This window comes from Microbacterium soli, assembly GCF_039539005.1.
In the GTDB taxonomy this organism is placed as follows: domain Bacteria; phylum Actinomycetota; class Actinomycetes; order Actinomycetales; family Microbacteriaceae; genus Microbacterium; species Microbacterium soli.
In genome coordinates, this window is record NZ_BAABCP010000001.1 from 2049631 (window position 1) to 2068280 (window position 18650).

An 18650-nucleotide genomic window follows, 5' to 3' on the forward strand; every position below is an offset into this window, starting at 1 on the left:
GGACGATGTCGCCGGTACACCGTAGGCTGGACGGGTGACGACAGCCCTCTACCGCCGATACCGGCCTGAGACCTTCGGGGAGATGATCGGCCAGTCCCAGGTGACCGAGCCGCTCATGACCGCACTGCGCGGTGACCGCGTCGGTCACGCCTATCTGTTCTCCGGCCCGCGCGGCTGCGGGAAGACCACGTCGGCGCGGATTCTCGCGCGCTGCCTGAACTGCGCGGAGGGCCCGACAGACACGCCGTGCGGTGCGTGCCCGAGCTGCGTGGAGCTGTCCCGAGACGGCGGCGGTTCGCTCGATGTCGTCGAGATCGACGCGGCCAGTCACAACGGCGTCGACGATGCCCGCGACCTGCGCGAGCGCGCCACCTTCGCGCCGAGCCGCGACAGGTACAAGATCTTCATCCTCGATGAGGCGCACATGGTCACGCCGCAGGGCTTCAACGCGCTGCTGAAGCTGGTCGAGGAGCCCCCCGCGCACGTCAAGTTCATCTTCGCGACCACCGAGCCGGAGAAGGTGCTCGGCACGATCCGATCGCGCACGCACCACTATCCGTTCCGCCTCGTGCCGCCCGCGGCGATGATCGAGTACGTCGAGAAGCTGTGCGCTCAGGAGGGCGTCCGGGTCGCGCCGGGCGTGCTGGGCCTGGTGGTGCGGGCGGGCGGCGGATCGCCCCGCGACACCCTGTCGCTCATGGATCAGCTCATCGCCGGCTCCGACGAGGACGGGGTCGGCTATGACCGCGCGGTGGCCCTGCTCGGCTACACGCACGCCGCCCTGCTCGATGAGATCGTCGAAGCGCTCGCCGCCGGTGACGCGGCGGCGGCCTTCCCCGCCGTGGACCGTGTCGTGCAGTCCGGGCAGGACCCGCGCCGCTTCGTCGACGACCTGCTCGAGCGACTGCGGGATCTGATCGTCATCGCCGCGGTCGGCGCCGGCGCGTCGGCAGTGCTGCGCGGCCTGCCCGCGGACGAGATGGAGCGGATGGCGGCGCAGGCGGCGAGCTTCGGCGCCGCTCGTCTGTCCCGCACGGCGGACCTCGTCAGCCGGGCGCTCGATGACATGACGGGTGCGACCTCGCCGCGACTGCACCTGGAGCTCATGGTCGCGCGCGTGCTCGCGGCCGTGCCGACGGATGCCGGACAGCAGGGTGCTCCGAGCGCCGCCGCACTGGCGGCGGCCGCGGCGCAGGTTCCCGTCGCCTCACCGGCTCCCGCAGCGCCGGCTGCGGCGCCCGCTTCCGAGCCTGCGCCCGCTTCCGAGCCGGAGGCCGCTGCGGAGCCCGCTCCGGAACCGGCGCCTGTTCCCGCACGGGCGTCTGCACCCGACCCCGCGCCCGCTCCGGAACCGACACCCGCTCCCGAACCCGCACCCGCCGCCGGACCGGTGACGTTCGACCGCATCGTCGCCGCGTGGCCCGCTGTGCTGGCCCGTCTGGAGAGCATGAGTCGCACATCCTGGATCATGGCCACGGGTACGCAGCCTCTCGCGTACGACGGCGAGAACAGCGTGTTGACCCTCGGGTTCGCCAGCGCCGCCGACGTGCCGAGGTTCAAGGGCGCTGTTCCCGGACAGGGGCCGTCCGATCACCTGCGTGCCGCGATCGAGCAGGAGCTCGGCGTCACGGTGAAGTACCGTCCGGCACCGCTGCCGCCCTCCGGTGGTGGATCGGCTCGCCGACCCGACCCCGCGCCTCCTGCACCGCCGGCTCCGGCATCCGGCGCTCCTGCGGGCGATGATGCGCCGGCCGCGGGCTGGGCCAACCCCATGAGCAGCCCCGAGCAGCTCGGACGACAGGCTCCCCCCGACCGGCGGAGCGCCGCGCCCTCCGCATCCGCTCCCGTCGCCGTGACGGAGTGGGCCGTGGCAGCCATTCCCACCTCCGCGACGGAGGGGGATCCGTCGGCCGCCGCACCGCGGGCTCCCGCCGCGACCCCGGCCGTCGCACGGCAGCAGCAGTTCGCCGTCGACGAGGAGCCCGGTGAGGTCGAGGCGGCGGCCTCGGCCGCTGCGCGGCCCGTCGACGGCGCTGTCGATCAGACGCCGCTGGACGACGACCCCCCGTACGACGATGAGCCGCCGTACGACGAGCCGTCCTACGAGCCGGCCCCACCCGCGTCCGCCCCGGCGGGACCGGCCGCGACGATGCGGGAGCCGAGGCGCACCGCGCCTGTCGTCTCCTCCCATTCGGCGGCGCCCCAGGGCGTGGAGCGCCGGGGTGAGGCCGTGATCCGACAGGTGCTCGGCGCGAGATTCCTGCGTGAAGAGCCGTACCAGCCCCCGACGAGGTTCCACTGATGTACGACGGCATCGTCCAGGACCTCATCGACGAGTTCGGCCGGCTCCCCGGGATCGGTCCGAAATCCGCTCAGCGGATCACGTTCCACATCCTGCAGACGCCGTCGTTCGACGTCGCCAGGCTCGCGGAGCTGCTGACCGAGGTCCGCGCGCGCGTGCGATTCTGCGAGGTGTGCGGGAACGTGTCCGAGCAGGATCGGTGCGCGATCTGCCGTGACCCGCGTCGCAACCCCGAGCTGATCTGCGTGGTCGAGGACGCCAAGGACGTCGCGGCCATCGAACGCACCAGGGAGTTCCACGGGCTGTACCACGTGCTCGGCGGCGCCATCAGCCCCATCGCCGGTGTCGGCCCCGACGACCTGCGCATCGCGCAGCTGATGACGCGTCTCGCCGACGGGACGGTGCAGGAGGTCATCCTCGCCACCAACCCCAATCTCGAGGGGGAGGCGACCGCCAGCTACCTGAGTCGGCTGCTGACCAGCATGGACATCACGGTCTCGCGCCTCGCCTCCGGCCTGCCGGTGGGCGGTGATCTGGAGTACGCCGACGAGGTGACACTGGGGCGGGCGTTCGAGGGGCGCCGCAGACTGTGAGCGCGCAGCACACCGGATTCAGCCGCAGGGGCTGGGTCCTCTTCGCGATCATGTCGGTCGTGTGGGGCATCACCTACCTGTTCATCAAGGAGGCCGTCGCCACCTTCGGTCCACCCGCCGTCGTGTCGGCACGCACGATCCTGGGCGGACTGATCCTGCTGCCCTTCGCGATCCGCAGCGGCGCACTGAGGGCCGCGTGGCGCCACTGGCCGTGGGTGCTCGCCTTCGGGCTCGTGGAGATGGGTGGGCCGTTCCTGCTGCTCAGCCACGCCGAGACGCGGCTGCCGTCCGGGCTGACCGGGCTGCTGGTCGCCACCGTTCCGCTGTTCTCGGTCGTCATCGCCCTGCTGCGCGGCGATCGCACGGCGCTCGCGCCGGCCCGGCTGGGCGGGCTGCTGGTGGGCTTCGCCGGGGTCGCCATCGTCGTCGCGGGGCCCGGGCTGTTCCCGCAGGGGCAGGGGAGCATGATCGCGATCGGCGAGATCATGCTGACCGCTGTGATGTACGCGATCGCGCCGTTCATCATCGCCCACAAGCTCGCCGACGTGCCCTCGATCGGGACCATCACCCTCGCGCTGCTCGCCATCGGCATCGGGTATCTTCCGGCCGCACTGCTCTCGCCGCACGAGCCGCCCACGGTGCGCTCGGTCGCGTCTCTCGTGCTGCTGGGCGTGATCTGCACGGCCATCGCGTTCGTCGCCTTCTTCGCGCTCATCCGCGAGGTGGGCCCGGTGCGCGCGCCGCTGTTCACCTACATCAACCCGATCGTGGCCATCGCCCTGGGGACCGTGCTCGTGAACGAGCCCCTCACACTCGGCCTGCTGGTGGGCTTCCCCGTCATCCTCATCGGATGCTGGTTCGCGGCCACCGGCGGCCGTCTCGCCCCCCGGCCGCCGAGTGCGGCGCAGCCCGGCCGCAGACCCTGAGCCGCCGCGATGCGGCCCGCCGACCCCGTCACATGCCCGCGGCGGCATGGGAGGGATCCGTAGAATATCCCCGGGCGGGACAGGTCACCGCCTCCGGGAGTGATCGTGGCACTGATCGTGCAGAAGTACGGCGGATCGTCCGTCGCCGACGCCGAGGGCATCAAGCGCGTCGCCAAGCGCATCGTCGACACCCGCCGCGCCGGGCACGACGTCGTCGTGGCGGTCAGTGCCATGGGGGACACCACCGACGAGCTGCTGGATCTCGCACACGAGGTGGCGCCGATCCCCGCGCCGCGCGAGCTCGACATGCTGCTCAGCAGCGGCGAGCGCATCTCGATGGCGCTGCTGGCGATGACCATCCATTCGATGGGCTTCGAGGCGCGCTCGTTCACCGGCAGCCAGGCCGGTATGATCACCGACTCGCATCACGGCAAGGCGCGGATCGTCGACGTCACACCGATCCGGCTGCGCGAGGCGCTCGATGAGGGCGCCATCGTCATCGTCGCGGGATTCCAGGGCTTCAACCGCGACACCCGCGACATCACCACGCTCGGCCGCGGCGGCTCGGACACCACCGCCGTCGCACTGGCCGCCGCGCTGAAGGCCGATGTCTGCGAGATCTACAGCGACGTCGACGGCATCTACTCCGCCGATCCGCGCGTGATCCCGGCCGCGCGCAAGCTCGACCACATCTCCAGCGAGGAGATGCTCGAACTGGCCGCGAACGGTGCGAAGGTGCTCTACATCCGCGCCGTCGAGTACGCCCGCCGTCAGGGCGTGCTTATCCACGCTCGGTCGACGTTCTCGTCGGCCGAGGGAACCTACGTTCTGGGCGAGGGCATGGACAACCCTCGTGAATCCGAGGGAGCAGTCATGGAAGAACCCATCGTCGCGGGCGTGACGACAGACCTCAGCCAGGCCAAGATCACGATCGTCGGCGTGCCCGACGTGCCGGGCAAGGCCGCGGAGATCTTCAGGATCGTCTCCAAGTCCGGCGCCAACGTCGACATGATCGTGCAGAACGTGTCGGCCGCCTCGACGGGGCGCACCGACATCTCCTTCACCCTCTCCAAGGCCGACGCCGCCGCGACCCTCAAGGCGCTGGCGGCCGAGAAGTCCGACATCGGGTTCGAGAACCTGCTGCACGACGATCAGATCGGCAAGCTGTCCGTCGTCGGTGCGGGCATGCGCACGCACTCGGGAGTCTCGGAGATCCTGTTCGACGCGCTGAGCACCACGGGCATCAACATCGAGATGATCTCCACCTCCGAGATCCGCATCTCCGTCGTGCTGCGCGGATCGGACCTCACCGAGGCAGCCCTCGCCGTGCACACCGCATACGGTCTGGACAGCGAGATCGAAGCCGTCGTGCACGCCGGCACCGGTCGCTGAACGCTCCCGCGTCGACGGCCGGCCACGGGGAGGCCGCGCGGATCCGGGCGGTCCGGCCCGCTGGTCGCGCAGCCCGGGCGGCGCTGTTCCGCGGATCCCCGGCATCCGCCGTCCGCCGCCGCGACGGGTTCTGTCACCGCGCGCCCGAACGTCCCGGTGACCGGGTAGACTCGCCGCAACCCTGACACCGGCGCCGGGCGCAGCGACCGCACCGCGGGGCTGAGCCTGACGCATCGTCTCCCTGCCGAGGACTCTCATGACCACACTCTCCGATTCAGGATTCTCGATCGCCATCGTCGGCGCGACCGGACAGGTCGGCACCGTCATGCGCGAGATTCTCGCCGAGCGCGCCTTCCCGATCCGTGAGCTGCGGCTGTTCGCCTCCGCGCGGTCGGCGGGCCGGAGCGTCGAGTTCGCCGGTCGGAGCGTCATCGTCGAGGACGTCGCGACGGCCGACGCCTCGGGCATCGACATCGCGCTGTTCTCCGCTGGAGCCACGGCCAGCCGCGCCTACGCCCCGGTCTTCGCCGCGGCCGGCGCCGTGGTGGTCGACAACTCCAGCGCCTGGCGCAACGATCCGGAGGTCCCGCTGGTGGTCAGCGAGGTCAACCCGGATGCCATGGCGGACCGCCCCCGGGGCATCATCGCCAACCCCAACTGCACGACGATGGCCGCGATGCCCGTGCTGAAGGCGCTGCACGCCGAGGCGGGCCTGGAGCGGCTCATCGTCAGCACGTACCAGGCGGTCTCCGGCTCCGGACTCGCGGGCGCGCAGGAGCTGCTCGGACAGGTGGAGGGCGCGCTCGCGCAGGGGGACGCGCTGCGGCTCGTGCACGACGGCTCGGCCGTCGACTTCCCCGAGCCGGAGAAGTACGTCGCGCCCATCGCGTTCGACGTGATCCCGTTCGCCGGCAACCTCGTCGACGACGGCGACAACGAGACCGACGAGGAGAAGAAGCTCCGCAACGAGAGCCGCAAGATCCTCGGGCTGCCCGATCTGCGCGTCGCGGGGACGTGCGTGCGCGTGCCCGTGTTCACCGGTCACTCGCTGGCGATCCACGCCGAGTTCGCCGATGACATCACCCCCGCCCGGGCCTACGAGGTGCTGGCCTCGGCGCCCGGGGTCGCCGTGCGCGAGGTGCCCACGCCGCTTCACGCCGCGGGCAAGGACCCGAGCTTCGTCGGTCGGATCCGTGCCGACCAGTCCGCGCCGGAGGGCAAGGGGCTCGTGCTGTTCATCAGCAACGACAACCTGCGCAAGGGCGCAGCTCTGAACGCCGTGCAGATCGCGGAGGAGCTCACGCGGACCCTGGTTCCGGCATCCGTCTGAGACGCCGCGTCCGAACCCTGCGCGGGAGCCTCGCGCCCGACGGCCCGCGCAGGTCACGGGGCGGAAGGGGAGCGGATGCCGACGGCTAGACTTGTCGGGTGACCGAAACCGTCGATGTCGTTCTGATCGGTGGGGGCATCATGTCCGCCACCCTGGGTACGCTGCTGCACGAGCTGCAGCCGGACTGGAAGATCGTTGCCTACGAGCGCCTCAGCGAGGTGGCGCAGGAGAGTTCCAACGCGTGGAACAACGCGGGCACGGGCCACGCCGCGCTGTGCGAGCTGAACTACACGCCGCAGGCCGCGGACGGCAGCGTCGACGTCGCCAAGGCCGTCGCGATCAACGAGCAGTTCCAGCTCAGCCGTCAGCTGTGGTCGAGTCTCGTCGACCGCGGGGTGCTCAGCGAGCCGGACACGTTCATCAACCCCACCCCGCACATGACCTTCGTGCGCGGTGAGAAGAACGTCTCGTTCCTGAAGGCGCGGTTCGAGGAGCTGTCGAAGCAGACCCTCTTCGCCGACATGGAGTACAGCGAGGACTCCCGCGTCATCAACAGCTGGGCGCCGCTGCTCATGCAGAAGAGGCTGAAGGCCGACCAGCCGTTCGCGGCGACCCGTGTGACCGGCGGAACCGACGTCGACTTCGGCTCGTTGACCCGTCAGCTCTTCGCGCACCTGTCCGCGTCCGGTGTGCAGGTGCAGACCAATCAGGAGGTCCGCTCGCTCAAACGGCAGGCCGATGGCACCTGGCTGGTCGGGTACCGTCGTGCGCTGGGCCGCACCCCGGGGGAGATCAAGGCCCGCTTCGTGTTCGTCGGCGCCGGCGGATGGGCGCTCAAACTGCTGCAGCGCAGCGGCATCCCCGAGATCAAGGGCTACGGGTGCTTCCCGATCGGCGGCCAGTGGCTGATGAGCAGCAACCCCGAGATCGTCGCCCGGCACCACGCCAAGGTGTACTCGAAGGCCACTGTGGGCGCGCCGCCGATGTCGGTCCCGCACCTGGACACGCGCGTGGTCGACGGCAAGACCTCGGTGCTGTTCGGCCCGTTCGCCACCTTCAGCCCGAAGTTCCTCAAGAACGGATCGAACTGGGACATCGTCAGGCAGGTGCGCCCGACCAACCTCGGCAGCATGCTCAAGGTCGCCGTCACGAATTTCGATCTCATCCGGTACCTGGTCGGGGAGCTGCTGAAGACGCACCGCCGCAAGGTCGCCGACCTGCGTGAGCTCATGCCGTCCGCGAAGGACGAGGACTGGACGCTGCTCCAGGCCGGCCAGAGGGCCCAGGTCATGCACAACGGCACCCTGCAGTTCGGCACCGAGGTGGTCGCGTCCGCCGATGGGTCGATCGCGGGCCTTCTGGGCGCCTCGCCGGGAGCATCCACGGCCGTGCCGATCATGCTGGGCCTGTTGGAGCGCTGCTTCCCGGAGCAGTATCAGGGCTGGAAGCCCGCGCTGCGCGAGCTGATCCCCACCCTGGGGGAGAAGCTCAACGATCAGCCGGACCTCGCGAGGACGACGATGGCGAAGACGGCGGGCGCGCTGTCGCTGCAGGGCTGAGGGCCCGACCGTGGCGAAGCTCTACTTCCGCTACGGCGCGATGAACTCCGGCAAGTCGACGGCCCTGCTGCAGGCCGCCTACAACTACGAGGAGCGCGGGCAGCGGGTGCTGCTGGCCAAGCCCGCGATAGACACGAAGGGCGCCTCCCAGATCGAGAGCCGGCTCGGCATGACCCGCGAGGTCGACTTCCTCATCGCCGCGCAGGACGACGCGCGTGGCCTGTTCGCCGCGCACCGGGCGCGGGTGCGCTCCGAGACGCAGGAGGAGCTGCTGCCGGCGGCGCCCGCGGATGTCGCCTGCCTGCTCGTCGACGAGGCGCAGTTCCTCACGGCGGACCAGGTGGACGACCTGTTCCGCATCGCGGTGCTAGACGGCATCCCCGTGCTGGCCTACGGCATCCGCAACGACTTCCGCACTCGGGTGTTCCCCGGCTCCGCGCGCCTGCTGGCCGTCGCGCACACGCTCGAGGAGTTGAAGACGATCTGCCGCTGCGGGCGCAAGGCCGTCTTCAACGGCCGGAAGGTCGACGGCGAGTTCGTCTTCGACGGCGACCAGGTGGCCATCGACGGCGTCGCCGTCACCTACGAGTCGCTGTGCGGTACCTGCTATCTGGAGGAGTCCGGCGGCCTGCTGGGCTGACGGGCACCCGGCCGCGACCCTTCGCGTCAGCGTTCCGCCCCGTGCGCTTGCGTGGTCTGACCACAGTGCGTATCCTGTGGTCAGACCACAGGAGGACGGATGCCGGGGATCGATGCGTCCATCGCGACCCAGCGCGCCTGGCGTACGGTGCTGGAGCGCATCGAGGGCGACCTGCTCGACGGCACCCTCGGACCGGGGGATCGGCTGCCCTCCGAACGCGATCTCGCCGCGGACCTCGGCGTCGGACGCTCCAGTGTGCGCGAGGCGCTGCGGGTGCTCGAGGTGATGGGGCTCATCCGCACGGCGACCGGGTCGGGCCCGCAGGCGGGGGCCATCGTCATCGCGACACCCACCGGCGGCATGTCCGCTCTGCTGCGCCTGCAGGTGGCGGCGCAGGGCTTCCCGCTCGCCGACGTCGTGGACACCCGACTGGTGCTGGAGTCCGCCGTCGCCGCCGCGCTCGCCGCCGACGGCGGGCGGGAGGTGGGGGGCGCCCGTCGGCTGCTGGAGGCGATGGATGCCGAGGGGCTGTCGACCGCGGAGTTCCTCGCCCTCGACCAGAGGTTCCACCTGGCACTGGCGGAGGCGTCCGGCAACACCGTCATCACCGCGACGATGGCCGGCCTGCGCACCGCGATCGAGTCGTATGTCCTGGACGGAGCCGCGCGCATCGCCGACTGGCCCGCCATGGTCGACCGCCTGCGCGGCGAGCATCACGCGATCCTGAACGCCGTCGACGCAGGACGCGTCGACCTCGCCGGCGACCTCGTCCGCCGGCACATCACCGGCTACTACGCAGCCACGGGGCTCACCCGTGGCATCCGAACCCCCTGACCCGCTGCAGCGCATCAAGACAGGAGACACCATGGTCCAGCGTCAGTTCCCCAGACCTTCCGAGCTGCTCGAGCTCATGAAGTTCAAGAAGCCCGAGCTGAACGCCCGCAAGCGCCGGCTCGACGCGGCGCTCACGATCCACGACCTGCGCACGATCGCCAAGCGCCGCACCCCGAAGGCCGCCTTCGACTACACCGACGGCGCCGCCGAGGGCGAGCTGTCGCTGGCCCGTGCCCGCCAGGCCTTCGAGGACGTCGAGTTCCATCCCGGCATCCTCACACCCGCTCCCACCGTCGACACGACCGTGGAGATCCTCGGCGGGCCGTCGGCCCTGCCGTTCGGCATCGCACCGACGGGATTCACCCGCCTCATGCAGACCGAGGGGGAGACGGCCGGGGCCGGCGCGGCCGCTGCCGCGGGCATCCCGTTCACGCTGTCCACGCTCGGCACCACGTCGATCGAGGGCGTGAAGGCAGCCAACCCCACCGGGCGCAACTGGTTCCAGCTGTACGTCATGCGCGACCGCGAGATCTCCTATGACCTCACGCGTCGCGCGGCCGCAGCAGGCTTCGACACCCTGCACTTCACGGTGGACACCCCCGTCGCCGGCGCCCGTCTGCGCGACAAGCGCAACGGCTTCAGCATTCCGCCGCAGCTCACGCTCGGGACGATCATCAACGCGATCCCGCGGCCCTGGTGGTGGTATGACTTCCTCACCACGCCCAAGCTGGAGTTCGCCTCGCTGTCCTCGACCGGAGGGACTGTCGGCGAGCTGCTGGACGCCGCGATGGACCCGACCATCAGCTACGACGACCTCGCCGTCATCCGCGACCTGTGGCCCGGGAAGATCGTCATCAAGGGTGTGCAGACCGTCGAGGACTCCCTGAAACTGAAGGATGCCGGCGTCGACGGCATCGTCCTCTCCAACCACGGCGGTCGCCAGCTCGACCGCGCCCCCATCCCGTTCCACCTGCTGCCGCATGTGCGCAAGGCCGTGGGGGACGACTTCACGGTCATGATCGACACCGGGATCATGAACGGCGCCGACATCGTGGCATCCGTCGCCCTGGGGGCCGACTTCACCCTCGTCGGACGGGCGTACCTGTACGGCCTCATGGCCGGTGGCCGCGCGGGCGTGGACCGCACGATCGCGATCCTGCGCTCGGAGATCGAGCGCACCATGCGCCTGCTGGGAGTCGCCTCGCTCGCAGAGCTCACCCCCGCGCACGTCACGCAGCTCGCGCGCCTGGTGCCCGTCGCCGGTGCGGCGTCGGAGGCCGCGGTCCGCTGAACCGTCGGCCGGGCCGCCGGTGCGCACGGCCGGGCCGCCGGGAGTGCGACACACCCCGACGGAACGGCCCAGGGCGGGCGGACGGATGCCGAGGGCCGGCCATGGTCAGCCGACGCGCGCCGACATCCGGGTGAGGAGGTCGTCCAGCCGGTCGGCGGTGTCCTCCCAGCCCTCCACCGCCACGCAGGGAACGCCGATCGCGAGGACCGGGTAGTCATTGCCGCCCTCGTCGAGGCGGTCGCCGTAGAAGAGCATGTCGGCGAGGGGGATGCCCGTGCGCTCGGCGAGCTCACGCATCCCGTATGCCTTGTCGATCCCCGCGCGGGTGATGTCGATGCTCGTGGAGCCGCCGGAGCGCACCTCCAGCCCCGGCAGGCGCGCCGCCACGGCATCCCGCAGTCGGGCGCGCTTGGCGCCGTCCGGGTCCCACGCGTGCTTCGCCTCGCGCGGGGCCAGCTGGCCGAGCGCGGAGAAGGTGATCTGCGAGCCGCGGTCCTCGAGGATCTCCCCCCACGGCTTCGCCTCCCACAGGCCCAGCCGTCCGGCCTCCTCGCGCAGCGCCGTGAGCGCCGCCGACTTCTCGTCGTCGGCGAGGTCATGGGCGTAGACGGGCGAGAAGTCCTCGCCGTCATGGCGCAGGTAGCGCGTGCCGCAGGTGGGCAGCAGATGCAGGCGGACCAGATCGGATGCCGGGGTGCCGACCAGCTGCGCGATGACCTGCACGCGGAACTGCTCCTCGTTGCCACCGGAGATGATCGCCACGTCCACACGATGCAGCAGTGCGCGCAGCAGATCGGCAATGCGGGAGTCGATGCGCCCCTTGGACGGCGCGAGCGTGTCATCGAGGTCGAAGGCGACCAGGCGGGGCGAGATCATGATGCTCCCAGGGTATCGGAGGGGGCTGGGTGCGTCCCCACCGTGCCCTCCACCCGCCGCTCGTCATCGAGAGGTCGTTTCGTCGGGGAGGTCGGGCGGCGGGTGGAGCCTCCTGCGCGGCGGGGCCCCGCTGGCGTCCCGGACGGAAATGCCGCTGATCCCCGCCCTCCGGGCGGGGATCAGCGGCATTTGGTCGGGGTGACAGGATTTGAACCTGCGGCCTCTTCGTCCCGAACGAAGCGCGCTACCAAGCTGCGCCACACCCCGTTGTTGCAACCGTTCAAGTCTACATGAGCACGGCCGCGGCGCCGAATCCGCGGGGTCAGGCGGAGCGCGCCGTCAGCGTCAGCAGCGTCGCCTCGGGTCGGCACGCGAAGCGCACCGGGGCGTAGATGGAGTGGCCGCACCCGGCGCTCACGTTCAGCGGCACGGTGCGCCCGTCATGCGTCCACGTGCTCAGGCCGCCGGCCTGCTTCAGCGGGATGTCGCAGTTGGCCACCAGGGCCCCGTAGCCGGGCAGGCGCACCTGCCCGCCATGGGTGTGACCGCCGAACACGGCATCCGCTCCCAGCTCCAGGAAGCCGTTCAGCACGCGCTGGTAGGGCGCGTGCGTGACCCCGAAGACGGATGCCCGCTCCGGGCGGGCCCCGAGCGCCTCCAGCGCGGCGGGGAGCGCCTCCGGCCGATCCCAGTCGCGATGCGCGTCGTCCACGCCCATGAGGTCGATGGTGTGTCCTGCGACCTCCAGCCGTGCGGCGGCGTTGTTCAGCCCATGCCAGCCCAGCTCATCCGTGAAGAACGCGTCCAGGGCATCCGTGTCCAGCGATGGCACCGTGCGGCGGTGTGTGGACGGGCCGGCGAAGTACTTCAGCGGGTTGCGCGGCGAGGGCGCCTGCACGTCATTGGAGCCGTGCACGAAGACGCCGGGGATCCCGGCCAGGGGAGCGAAGGCTCGACGGACGCCGTCGAGCCCGTCGACGTGCCCGAGGTTGTCGCCGGTGTTCACGATCAGATCCGGTTCGAGCGCAGCCAGTGACGCCAGCCAGCGCTGCTTGCGATGCTGCCAGGGCGCCATGTGCGCATCCGACAGATGCAGTACACGGATCGGGGCGCTGCCGGGGGCCAGTGCCGGGGCGACGGCCTCGCGGACGGTGAACAGGTAGCGCTCGACGCCCACGCCCCAGGTGATGGCTGCGACGCCGACGGCCCCCACCGCGCCGAGTGCGATGAGGGCCGGGTGCCTGCGGCGCGGAGGGGTCAATCCCCGCCCTCGCACGTGAGCGTGATGGTGGCACCGGGATGGAGGGATGTCCCCGCGCCGGGGTCCTGGCCCGTCACAGGGTCATTGCCGTGGCAGCCGTCGTCGTTGACGTGGAATCCGGCGTCCTCCAGGGTCTTCCTCGCCTGGTTGAACTTCGCTCCCACCACTCCGGGCACGTCCGCGGCGGGTGGATTCCCGGTGCTCGGGCTCAGCGTGACAGTCGTGCCGCTGGGCACACTGCCCGCACCCGGGGTCTGCGCGGCCACAAGGCCCGCGCCGACCGTGCTGTCGACGGGATCGCCCACCTGGACGGTGAAGCCCGCGTCCTCGATGATCGAGGTCGCCTCCTCGATCGACCTGCCGATGACATCGGGCAGATCCTTCATGACGCGACGCGTGAGGTTCCGGTCCGGTGCGGGGAACGAGGTCCCGGGGTAGAACCGGTCGGCGGCGCGCTGCAGCGCCTTCGACACCGTGTAGCGCACCGTGTTCAGGGCTCTGCCGTTGAAGTATTCGCGGTTGAGCTTGTAATCCTCGCCCTGGACCTTCCCGGCGTACACGAACGTGGCGGCCTTGGTGCTGGACATCGCCATCGCGGTACCGGCGTCCTGGTGGGTTCCCGTCTTGCCGATCAGCGGTGTGCCGTCGTACGGGTTGGCCGGACCACCCGTACCGCCGTTCATCACGCCCTGCAGCGCGTACGCGGCCGTGGCGGCGACCTCGGGGGAGATCACCTGGGTGCAGGATGAATCGGGCAGCGGCATCTCCTCGCCGTCGGGCCCCACGACCTTGTCGATCGCCTTCGGAGTGCAGTGCACACCCTTGTTGCCGATCGTCGCGTAGGCGCCGGCCATCTGGATCGGCGCGATCTGCTTCGAGCCGAGCACGGAGGGGTACGGGTCGTTCGGGGACTTGTCGCTGGAGTTCGGCTCGGTGACCGGCGACATGTTCCCGTAGTGCACGCCCAGGGATGCGGCGGTCTTGTTGATGTCGCAGAGATCCAGCTGCTCCGCCATCGCCAGGAAGCCCGTGTTCAGCGACGCGGCGGTGAAGCGCATGGGCGTGCCGACGTACCCCGGGTTGCTGGCGAAGTTCTTGCTCAGCGGCCAGGTGCCCTGCCGACCGCAGGTGGTGAAGGTCTCCTTGCCCGAATGCCAGCGGCCGTCGAGGAGCTCGTTGACCGAGTGCCCCTGCTTGAGCCATTCCAGCAGCGTGAAGATCTTGTACGTCGAACCGCCCGGGAAGCCGATGGACTGACCGTGGTCCTTGTCGGCGGCGTACACGATGCTGGTCTCGCCCTTCGCCGTGTTCGCGTCGGCGGTCTCCTTGAACGTCGTGTTCTGCACCATCGCGAGGATGCGCCCGGTGTCGGCCTCGATGGTCACCCCGGTGGCGCCGAAGCTCTTGCCCTCGAGGTAGACCGGGGCGTACTGCTTCATGGCCTCGTTGCCGGGGTTCTGGATGCGCATGTCCAGCGTCGTGTAGATCTGCATTCCGCCGCGGCGCAGCGTGTCCCTGCGCTCGGCTTCCGTCGCTCCGAAGGCCTCGTCCTGCTCGATGACCGATTTGACGTACTGACAGAAGTACGCCTGCTTGCCGGCCGCCATGCAGCCCTGGGTGGTGGCGTGGATGCTCGGCGTGATGGGGAGCGCGGTGGTCTCCTCATGCTGCGCCTTGGTGATCTTGCCGTCCTCCCACATGCGGTCCAGCACGTAGTTGCGCCGGAGCTTGGCATCCGCCCAGCCGTCCTCCTCGCTGTTGCGCGCCGTGCCCGTGCTGTCGGTCCAGGAGCCGCCCGGCTTGTCGATGCGGAAGCGGTTGGGGTTCTGCACGATACCGGCAAGGGTCGCCGCCTGGTCGAGGGTGAGATTCTTCGCCGTGGTCCCGAAGTAGTAGTTCGCGGCGGCCTCGATGCCGTAGGTCTGGCCGCCGAAGTTCGCGATGTTCAGGTAGCCGAGAAGGATGTCGTTCTTCGAGTAGTCCTTCTCGATCTGGATGGCGTAGCGCATCTCCTTCAGTTTGCGCTCGACGCCCTCCGCGCCCTCGGGGTTGGTGGCGTCCTTCCAGCACTGGTTGAGCCGCTCCTGGTAGCCGTCCTCGCCCGGCGACACGTCCTGCTCGCACTGCTGGATCAGCACGTTCTTGACGAACTGCTGGCTGATCGTCGAGGCGCCGCGTGACGACGTGCCCCGGACGTTGTCGTACACGGCCTTGACTGTGGCCCCCAGGTTGATGCCGCCGTGGGAGTAGAAGTTCTTGTCCTCGCTGGACAGGATCGCATCGTACAGGACGGGCGAGACCTCATCGAAGGTCACCGGCACGCGGTTCTGGTCGAAGAACTTCGCCAGCTCGAACCACTTGCCGTCCTCGTTCTTCGCGTAGAAGACGGTCGGCTCCATGGGGACGCCGGGAGTGAGGCTGTTGGGGAGGTCCTCGAAGATGCTGAGGGCCTGCGATCCGCTGACGCCGGCGATGGCGATGGCGGGGGTGACGGCGGCCGTCGCCAGCACCCCGGCGACCGCGCTCAGACCGACCAGGCCCAGCAGACCACCGAGCACACCCTTCAGCGTGCGATTCGTTTGGGGCATACGCTTGATGGTAGGGGAGTTCCCTGAATAGAAGCCTCGACTGCCGTCCCGAGCCGTCGGTCGACCATACGCAGGAGCGATATGACTACGTGGGAGTATCTGACCACACCGCTGGTGATCCACAACACCGCCGCGATCCTCAACAACTGGGGCAGGCAGGGCTGGGAGCTCGTGCAGGTCGTGCAGGGGCCCGAGGGCGGACTCGTCGCCTATTTCAAGCGCCCCGTCGAGCAGGATCAGGAGGCCAACGCGGGCCTCGCCGCCGCTGCGGAAGCCGCACGTCAGTTCGAGGAGGAGAGCAAGTGAGCGTATCGGAGCGTCTCGAGGAGCTCGGCATCGATCTTCCCCCCGTCGCCGCACCCGTCGCGGCCTACGTCCCCGCCGTCGTGCACGGCGGCCTGGTGTACACGTCCGGTCAGCTGCCGTTCACGGACGGCGCGCTGCCGGCCACGGGGAAGGTGGGCGCGGAGGTCGACGCGGAGGCCGCCAAGGGGTACGCGCGCACGTGCGCGCTCAACGCGCTCGCCGCGGCCGCGGATGCCGCCGGCGGTGTCGACCGGATCGCCGGCGTGCTGCGGGTGGGCGGCTTCGTGGCCTCCGACCCGTCGTTCACCGACCAGTCCGGGGTGATCAACGGCGCCAGCGAGGTGCTCGGCGAGATCTTCGGCGACGCGGGCAGGCACGCGCGTGCGGCGGTCGGCATGTCGTCGCTGCCGCTGGACTCGCCCGTCGAGGTCGAGGTCGCGTTCATCCTCGCCTGACGCTCCGTGCACACGGCCGAGGCCCCGCCCGGATCTCAGGATCCGAGCGGGGCCTCGGTGTCGGGCTACTTGACCTGGTCGGAGATGGTGCTCATCACCATGGTGTCGGCCAGCGTCGTGGTGTCGCCGACCTCACGGCCCTCCGCGACGTCCCGCAGCAGCCGACGCATGATCTTCCCGGAGCGGGTCTTCGGCAGCTCGTTCACGATGTACACATCACGCGGACGGGCGATCGGGCCGATCTGCTCGCCGACCCAGGCGCGCAGCTGCGACACCAGACCTTCCGGCGAGTGCTGGTCGAGGTAACTCTGCTTGATGATCACGAATGCGACCACGGCCTGGCCGGTGGTCTCGTCGTTCGCGCCCACCACCGCGGCTTCGGCGGTGGCCTCATGGGCGACCAGCGAGGACTCGATCTCCGTCGTGGAGAGCCGGTGGCCGGAGACGTTCATCACATCGTCGACACGGCCCAGCAGCCACAGGTCGCCGTCCTCGTCGAGGCGGGCGCCGTCGCCGGCGAAGTAGTACCCGCGGTCCTGGAACTTGTTCCAGTATGTCTCCTTGAAGCGCTCCGGGTCGCCCCAGATGCCGCGCAGCATGGCCGGCCACGGCCGGGTGATCACCAGTAGCCCGCCCTTGCCGTTGCCCACCTCGTTGCCGTCGTCATCGGCGACGTCGACGGAGATCCCCGGCAAGGGGACCTGGGCCGATCCGGGCTTCGTGGCCGTCACGCCCGGCAGCGGCGAGACCATGATGGCGCCCGTCTCGGTCTGCCACCACGTGTCGACGATGGGCGCGGTGCCGGCTCCGATCACCTCGCGATACCACATCCACGCCTCGGGGTTGATGGGCTCGCCCACCGACCCGAGCACACGGATGCTGGACAGGTCGAACTGCTGGGGGATGTGCCGACCGGTCTTCATGAAGGAGCGGATGGCGGTCGGCGCGGTGTAGAAGATCGTCACGCCGTACTTCTGGATCAGCTCCCACCAGCGGCCCGGATGCGGGGAGTCCGGGGTGCCCTCGTACATGAGCTGCGTGGCGCCGTTGGCCAGCGGGCCGTAGGTGACGTAGGAGTGGCCGGTGACCCAGCCGATGTCGGCCGTGCACCAGAACACGTCGGTGTCCGGATGCAGGTCGAAGACGTACTTGTGCGTGTACGCCGACTGGACGAGGTAGCCGCCGGTGGTGTGCAGGATGCCCTTGGGTCTGCCGGTCGTGCCGGAGGTGTAGAGGATGAACAGCGGGTTCTCGGCGGGGAAGGCCTGCGCCTCGTGCTCGGCGGAGGCCTGCGGCACCACGTCGTGCCACCAGATGTCGCGGCCCTCGGTCCAGTCGACGTCGTTGCCGCCGCGCTTGACGACGAGGACGTGCTCGACGGTGGCCTGCTCGCCCTCGCCGTGCCGGTCGCCGAGCGCCTGGTCGACGGCGGGCTTGAGCGCCGAGACCCTGCCCTTGCGCCAGCCCCCGTCGGCGGTGATGACGAGCTTCGCCCCGGCGTCGTCGATGCGCGAGCGCAGACTGTCGGCGCTGAATCCGCCGAACACGACCGAGTGGATGGCGCCCAGACGGGTGACGGCCAGCATCGAGATGACGGCTTCGGGGATCATCGGCAGATAGATGGCGACCCGGTCGCCGTGGCCGACGCCGAGCCCTGCGAGCACGTTGGCGGTGCGCTTGACCTCGTCGGTCAGCTCGGCGTAGGTGATGCTGCGGGAGTCGCCGGGCTCGCCCTCCCAGTGGATCGCGACGCGGTCGCCGTTGCCGGCCTCCACATGGCGGTCCAGACAGTTGTACGCGACGTTGAGCTCGCCGTCGTCGAACCATTTCGCGAACGGGGCGTTCGACCAGTCGAGGACCTTGGTGAACGGCTTGCTCCACGTCAGCAACTCGCGGGCCTGCTCGCCCCAGAACGCCTCGCGGTCGGCGGCGGCACGGTCGTACATCGTCGGATCGTCGATCGACTGGGCGACGAACTCCGGAGAGGGCGGGAATCTCCGTGGCTCGTCGAGGAGATGGTCGATCTGGCTGCTCATGGCTCTTCGCTCCTTTGCGCTGACTGATTGGTCGTGACGGGACTCGTCGCGGAACAGGGCGAATCTAGCCGGACCCCCGGCGGGGGCCTACTGCCGAAAGTCGGTAGTGCGCGGCGTTTGCGTCGACGTTCCCGCCTGCATAAGCTGACTTCAGCCGAATCTCATTCCGGCTTCAGCGCGCCCGACACCCTCGAACGCGGGTCGCGCGTGGGCGGCACCTCATTCCCCCCGTGAGGTGCCGCCCTTCGGCGTCTTCGGGGC

The 18650-nt window shown here is 70.0% G+C and carries 15 protein-coding genes and 1 tRNA gene; 11 read left to right on the forward strand and 5 right to left on the reverse strand.

The annotated features are described in order from the left end of the window. The first annotated feature begins 34 nt into the window (after positions 1 to 34). From ABD770_RS09570 to ABD770_RS09610, 9 genes are all read left to right on the forward strand, one after another. Positions 35 to 2302: a DNA polymerase III subunit gamma and tau gene (locus ABD770_RS09570; RefSeq protein WP_344819327.1), complete on the forward strand. Its 2268-nt coding sequence runs from the start codon at positions 35 to 37 to the stop codon at positions 2300 to 2302. Next, entirely contained in the window at positions 2302 to 2895 is a 594-nt protein-coding gene (gene recR / locus ABD770_RS09575) for a recombination mediator RecR (RefSeq protein ID WP_344819328.1), read from the forward strand. The genes ABD770_RS09570 and recR overlap by 1 nt, the downstream gene beginning before the upstream one ends. Continuing rightward, positions 2892 to 3821 carry a DMT family transporter gene (locus ABD770_RS09580; RefSeq protein ID WP_344819329.1) on the forward strand — a complete coding sequence of 310 codons (930 nt, stop codon included), beginning with the start codon at positions 2892 to 2894 and terminating at the stop codon, positions 3819 to 3821. The genes recR and ABD770_RS09580 overlap by 4 nt, the downstream gene beginning before the upstream one ends. A gap of 105 nt (positions 3822 to 3926) precedes the next feature. Then, entirely contained in the window at positions 3927 to 5213 is a 1287-nt protein-coding gene (locus ABD770_RS09585; protein ID WP_344819330.1) for an aspartate kinase, read from the forward strand. A gap of 256 nt (positions 5214 to 5469) precedes the next feature. Then, positions 5470 to 6543: an aspartate-semialdehyde dehydrogenase gene (locus ABD770_RS09590; RefSeq protein WP_344819331.1), complete on the forward strand. Its 1074-nt coding sequence runs from the start codon at positions 5470 to 5472 to the stop codon at positions 6541 to 6543. 140 nt (positions 6544 to 6683) lie between these two features. Continuing rightward, positions 6684 to 8102 carry a malate dehydrogenase (quinone) gene (gene mqo, locus ABD770_RS09595; protein WP_344819900.1) on the forward strand — a complete coding sequence of 473 codons (1419 nt, stop codon included), beginning with the start codon at positions 6684 to 6686 and terminating at the stop codon, positions 8100 to 8102. Positions 8103 to 8112: 10 nt separating this feature from the next. Beyond that, positions 8113 to 8742, forward strand: a complete 630-nt coding sequence (locus ABD770_RS09600; RefSeq protein WP_344819332.1) for a thymidine kinase — start codon at positions 8113 to 8115, stop codon at positions 8740 to 8742. Between the two features lie 99 nt (positions 8743 to 8841). Then, positions 8842 to 9576: a FadR/GntR family transcriptional regulator gene (locus ABD770_RS09605; protein WP_344819333.1), complete on the forward strand. Its 735-nt coding sequence runs from the start codon at positions 8842 to 8844 to the stop codon at positions 9574 to 9576. Positions 9577 to 9607: 31 nt separating this feature from the next. Further along, positions 9608 to 10867, forward strand: a complete 1260-nt coding sequence (locus tag ABD770_RS09610; protein ID WP_344819334.1) for an alpha-hydroxy acid oxidase — start codon at positions 9608 to 9610, stop codon at positions 10865 to 10867. Positions 10868 to 10972: 105 nt separating this feature from the next. On the opposite strand, the gene ABD770_RS09615 is transcribed toward ABD770_RS09610, so the two are convergent. From ABD770_RS09615 to ABD770_RS09630, 4 genes are all read right to left on the reverse strand, one after another. Further along, on the reverse strand, positions 10973 to 11743 hold the full coding sequence (locus tag ABD770_RS09615) for an HAD-IIB family hydrolase (protein WP_344819335.1): 771 nt from the start codon (positions 11741 to 11743) through the stop codon (positions 10973 to 10975). Positions 11744 to 11933: 190 nt separating this feature from the next. Next, a tRNA-Pro gene (locus tag ABD770_RS09620) sits at positions 11934 to 12010 on the reverse strand. A gap of 55 nt (positions 12011 to 12065) precedes the next feature. Continuing rightward, complete coding sequence (locus ABD770_RS09625) at positions 12066 to 13004, reverse strand: metallophosphoesterase (RefSeq protein WP_344819336.1); 939 nt, start codon at positions 13002 to 13004, stop codon at positions 12066 to 12068. Then, positions 13001 to 15592 (reverse strand): transglycosylase domain-containing protein, encoded by a 2592-nt coding sequence (locus ABD770_RS09630; RefSeq protein ID WP_344819337.1) that lies wholly within the window; start codon positions 15590 to 15592, stop codon positions 13001 to 13003. The genes ABD770_RS09625 and ABD770_RS09630 overlap by 4 nt, the downstream gene beginning before the upstream one ends. Positions 15593 to 15673: 81 nt before the next feature. Between ABD770_RS09630 and sp36 the strand changes: the two genes are divergently transcribed. After that, positions 15674 to 15898 carry a Sp36 family protein gene (sp36, locus tag ABD770_RS09635; protein ID WP_344819338.1) on the forward strand — a complete coding sequence of 75 codons (225 nt, stop codon included), beginning with the start codon at positions 15674 to 15676 and terminating at the stop codon, positions 15896 to 15898. Beyond that, on the forward strand, positions 15895 to 16353 hold the full coding sequence (locus ABD770_RS09640) for a RidA family protein (RefSeq protein WP_344819339.1): 459 nt from the start codon (positions 15895 to 15897) through the stop codon (positions 16351 to 16353). The genes sp36 and ABD770_RS09640 overlap by 4 nt, the downstream gene beginning before the upstream one ends. A gap of 65 nt (positions 16354 to 16418) precedes the next feature. On the opposite strand, the gene acs is transcribed toward ABD770_RS09640, so the two are convergent. Beyond that, a complete protein-coding gene (gene acs / locus ABD770_RS09645; protein WP_344819341.1) occupies positions 16419 to 18389 on the reverse strand; it encodes an acetate--CoA ligase in 1971 nt (656 codons plus the stop codon). Between the last annotated feature and the right edge of the window lie 261 nt (positions 18390 to 18650).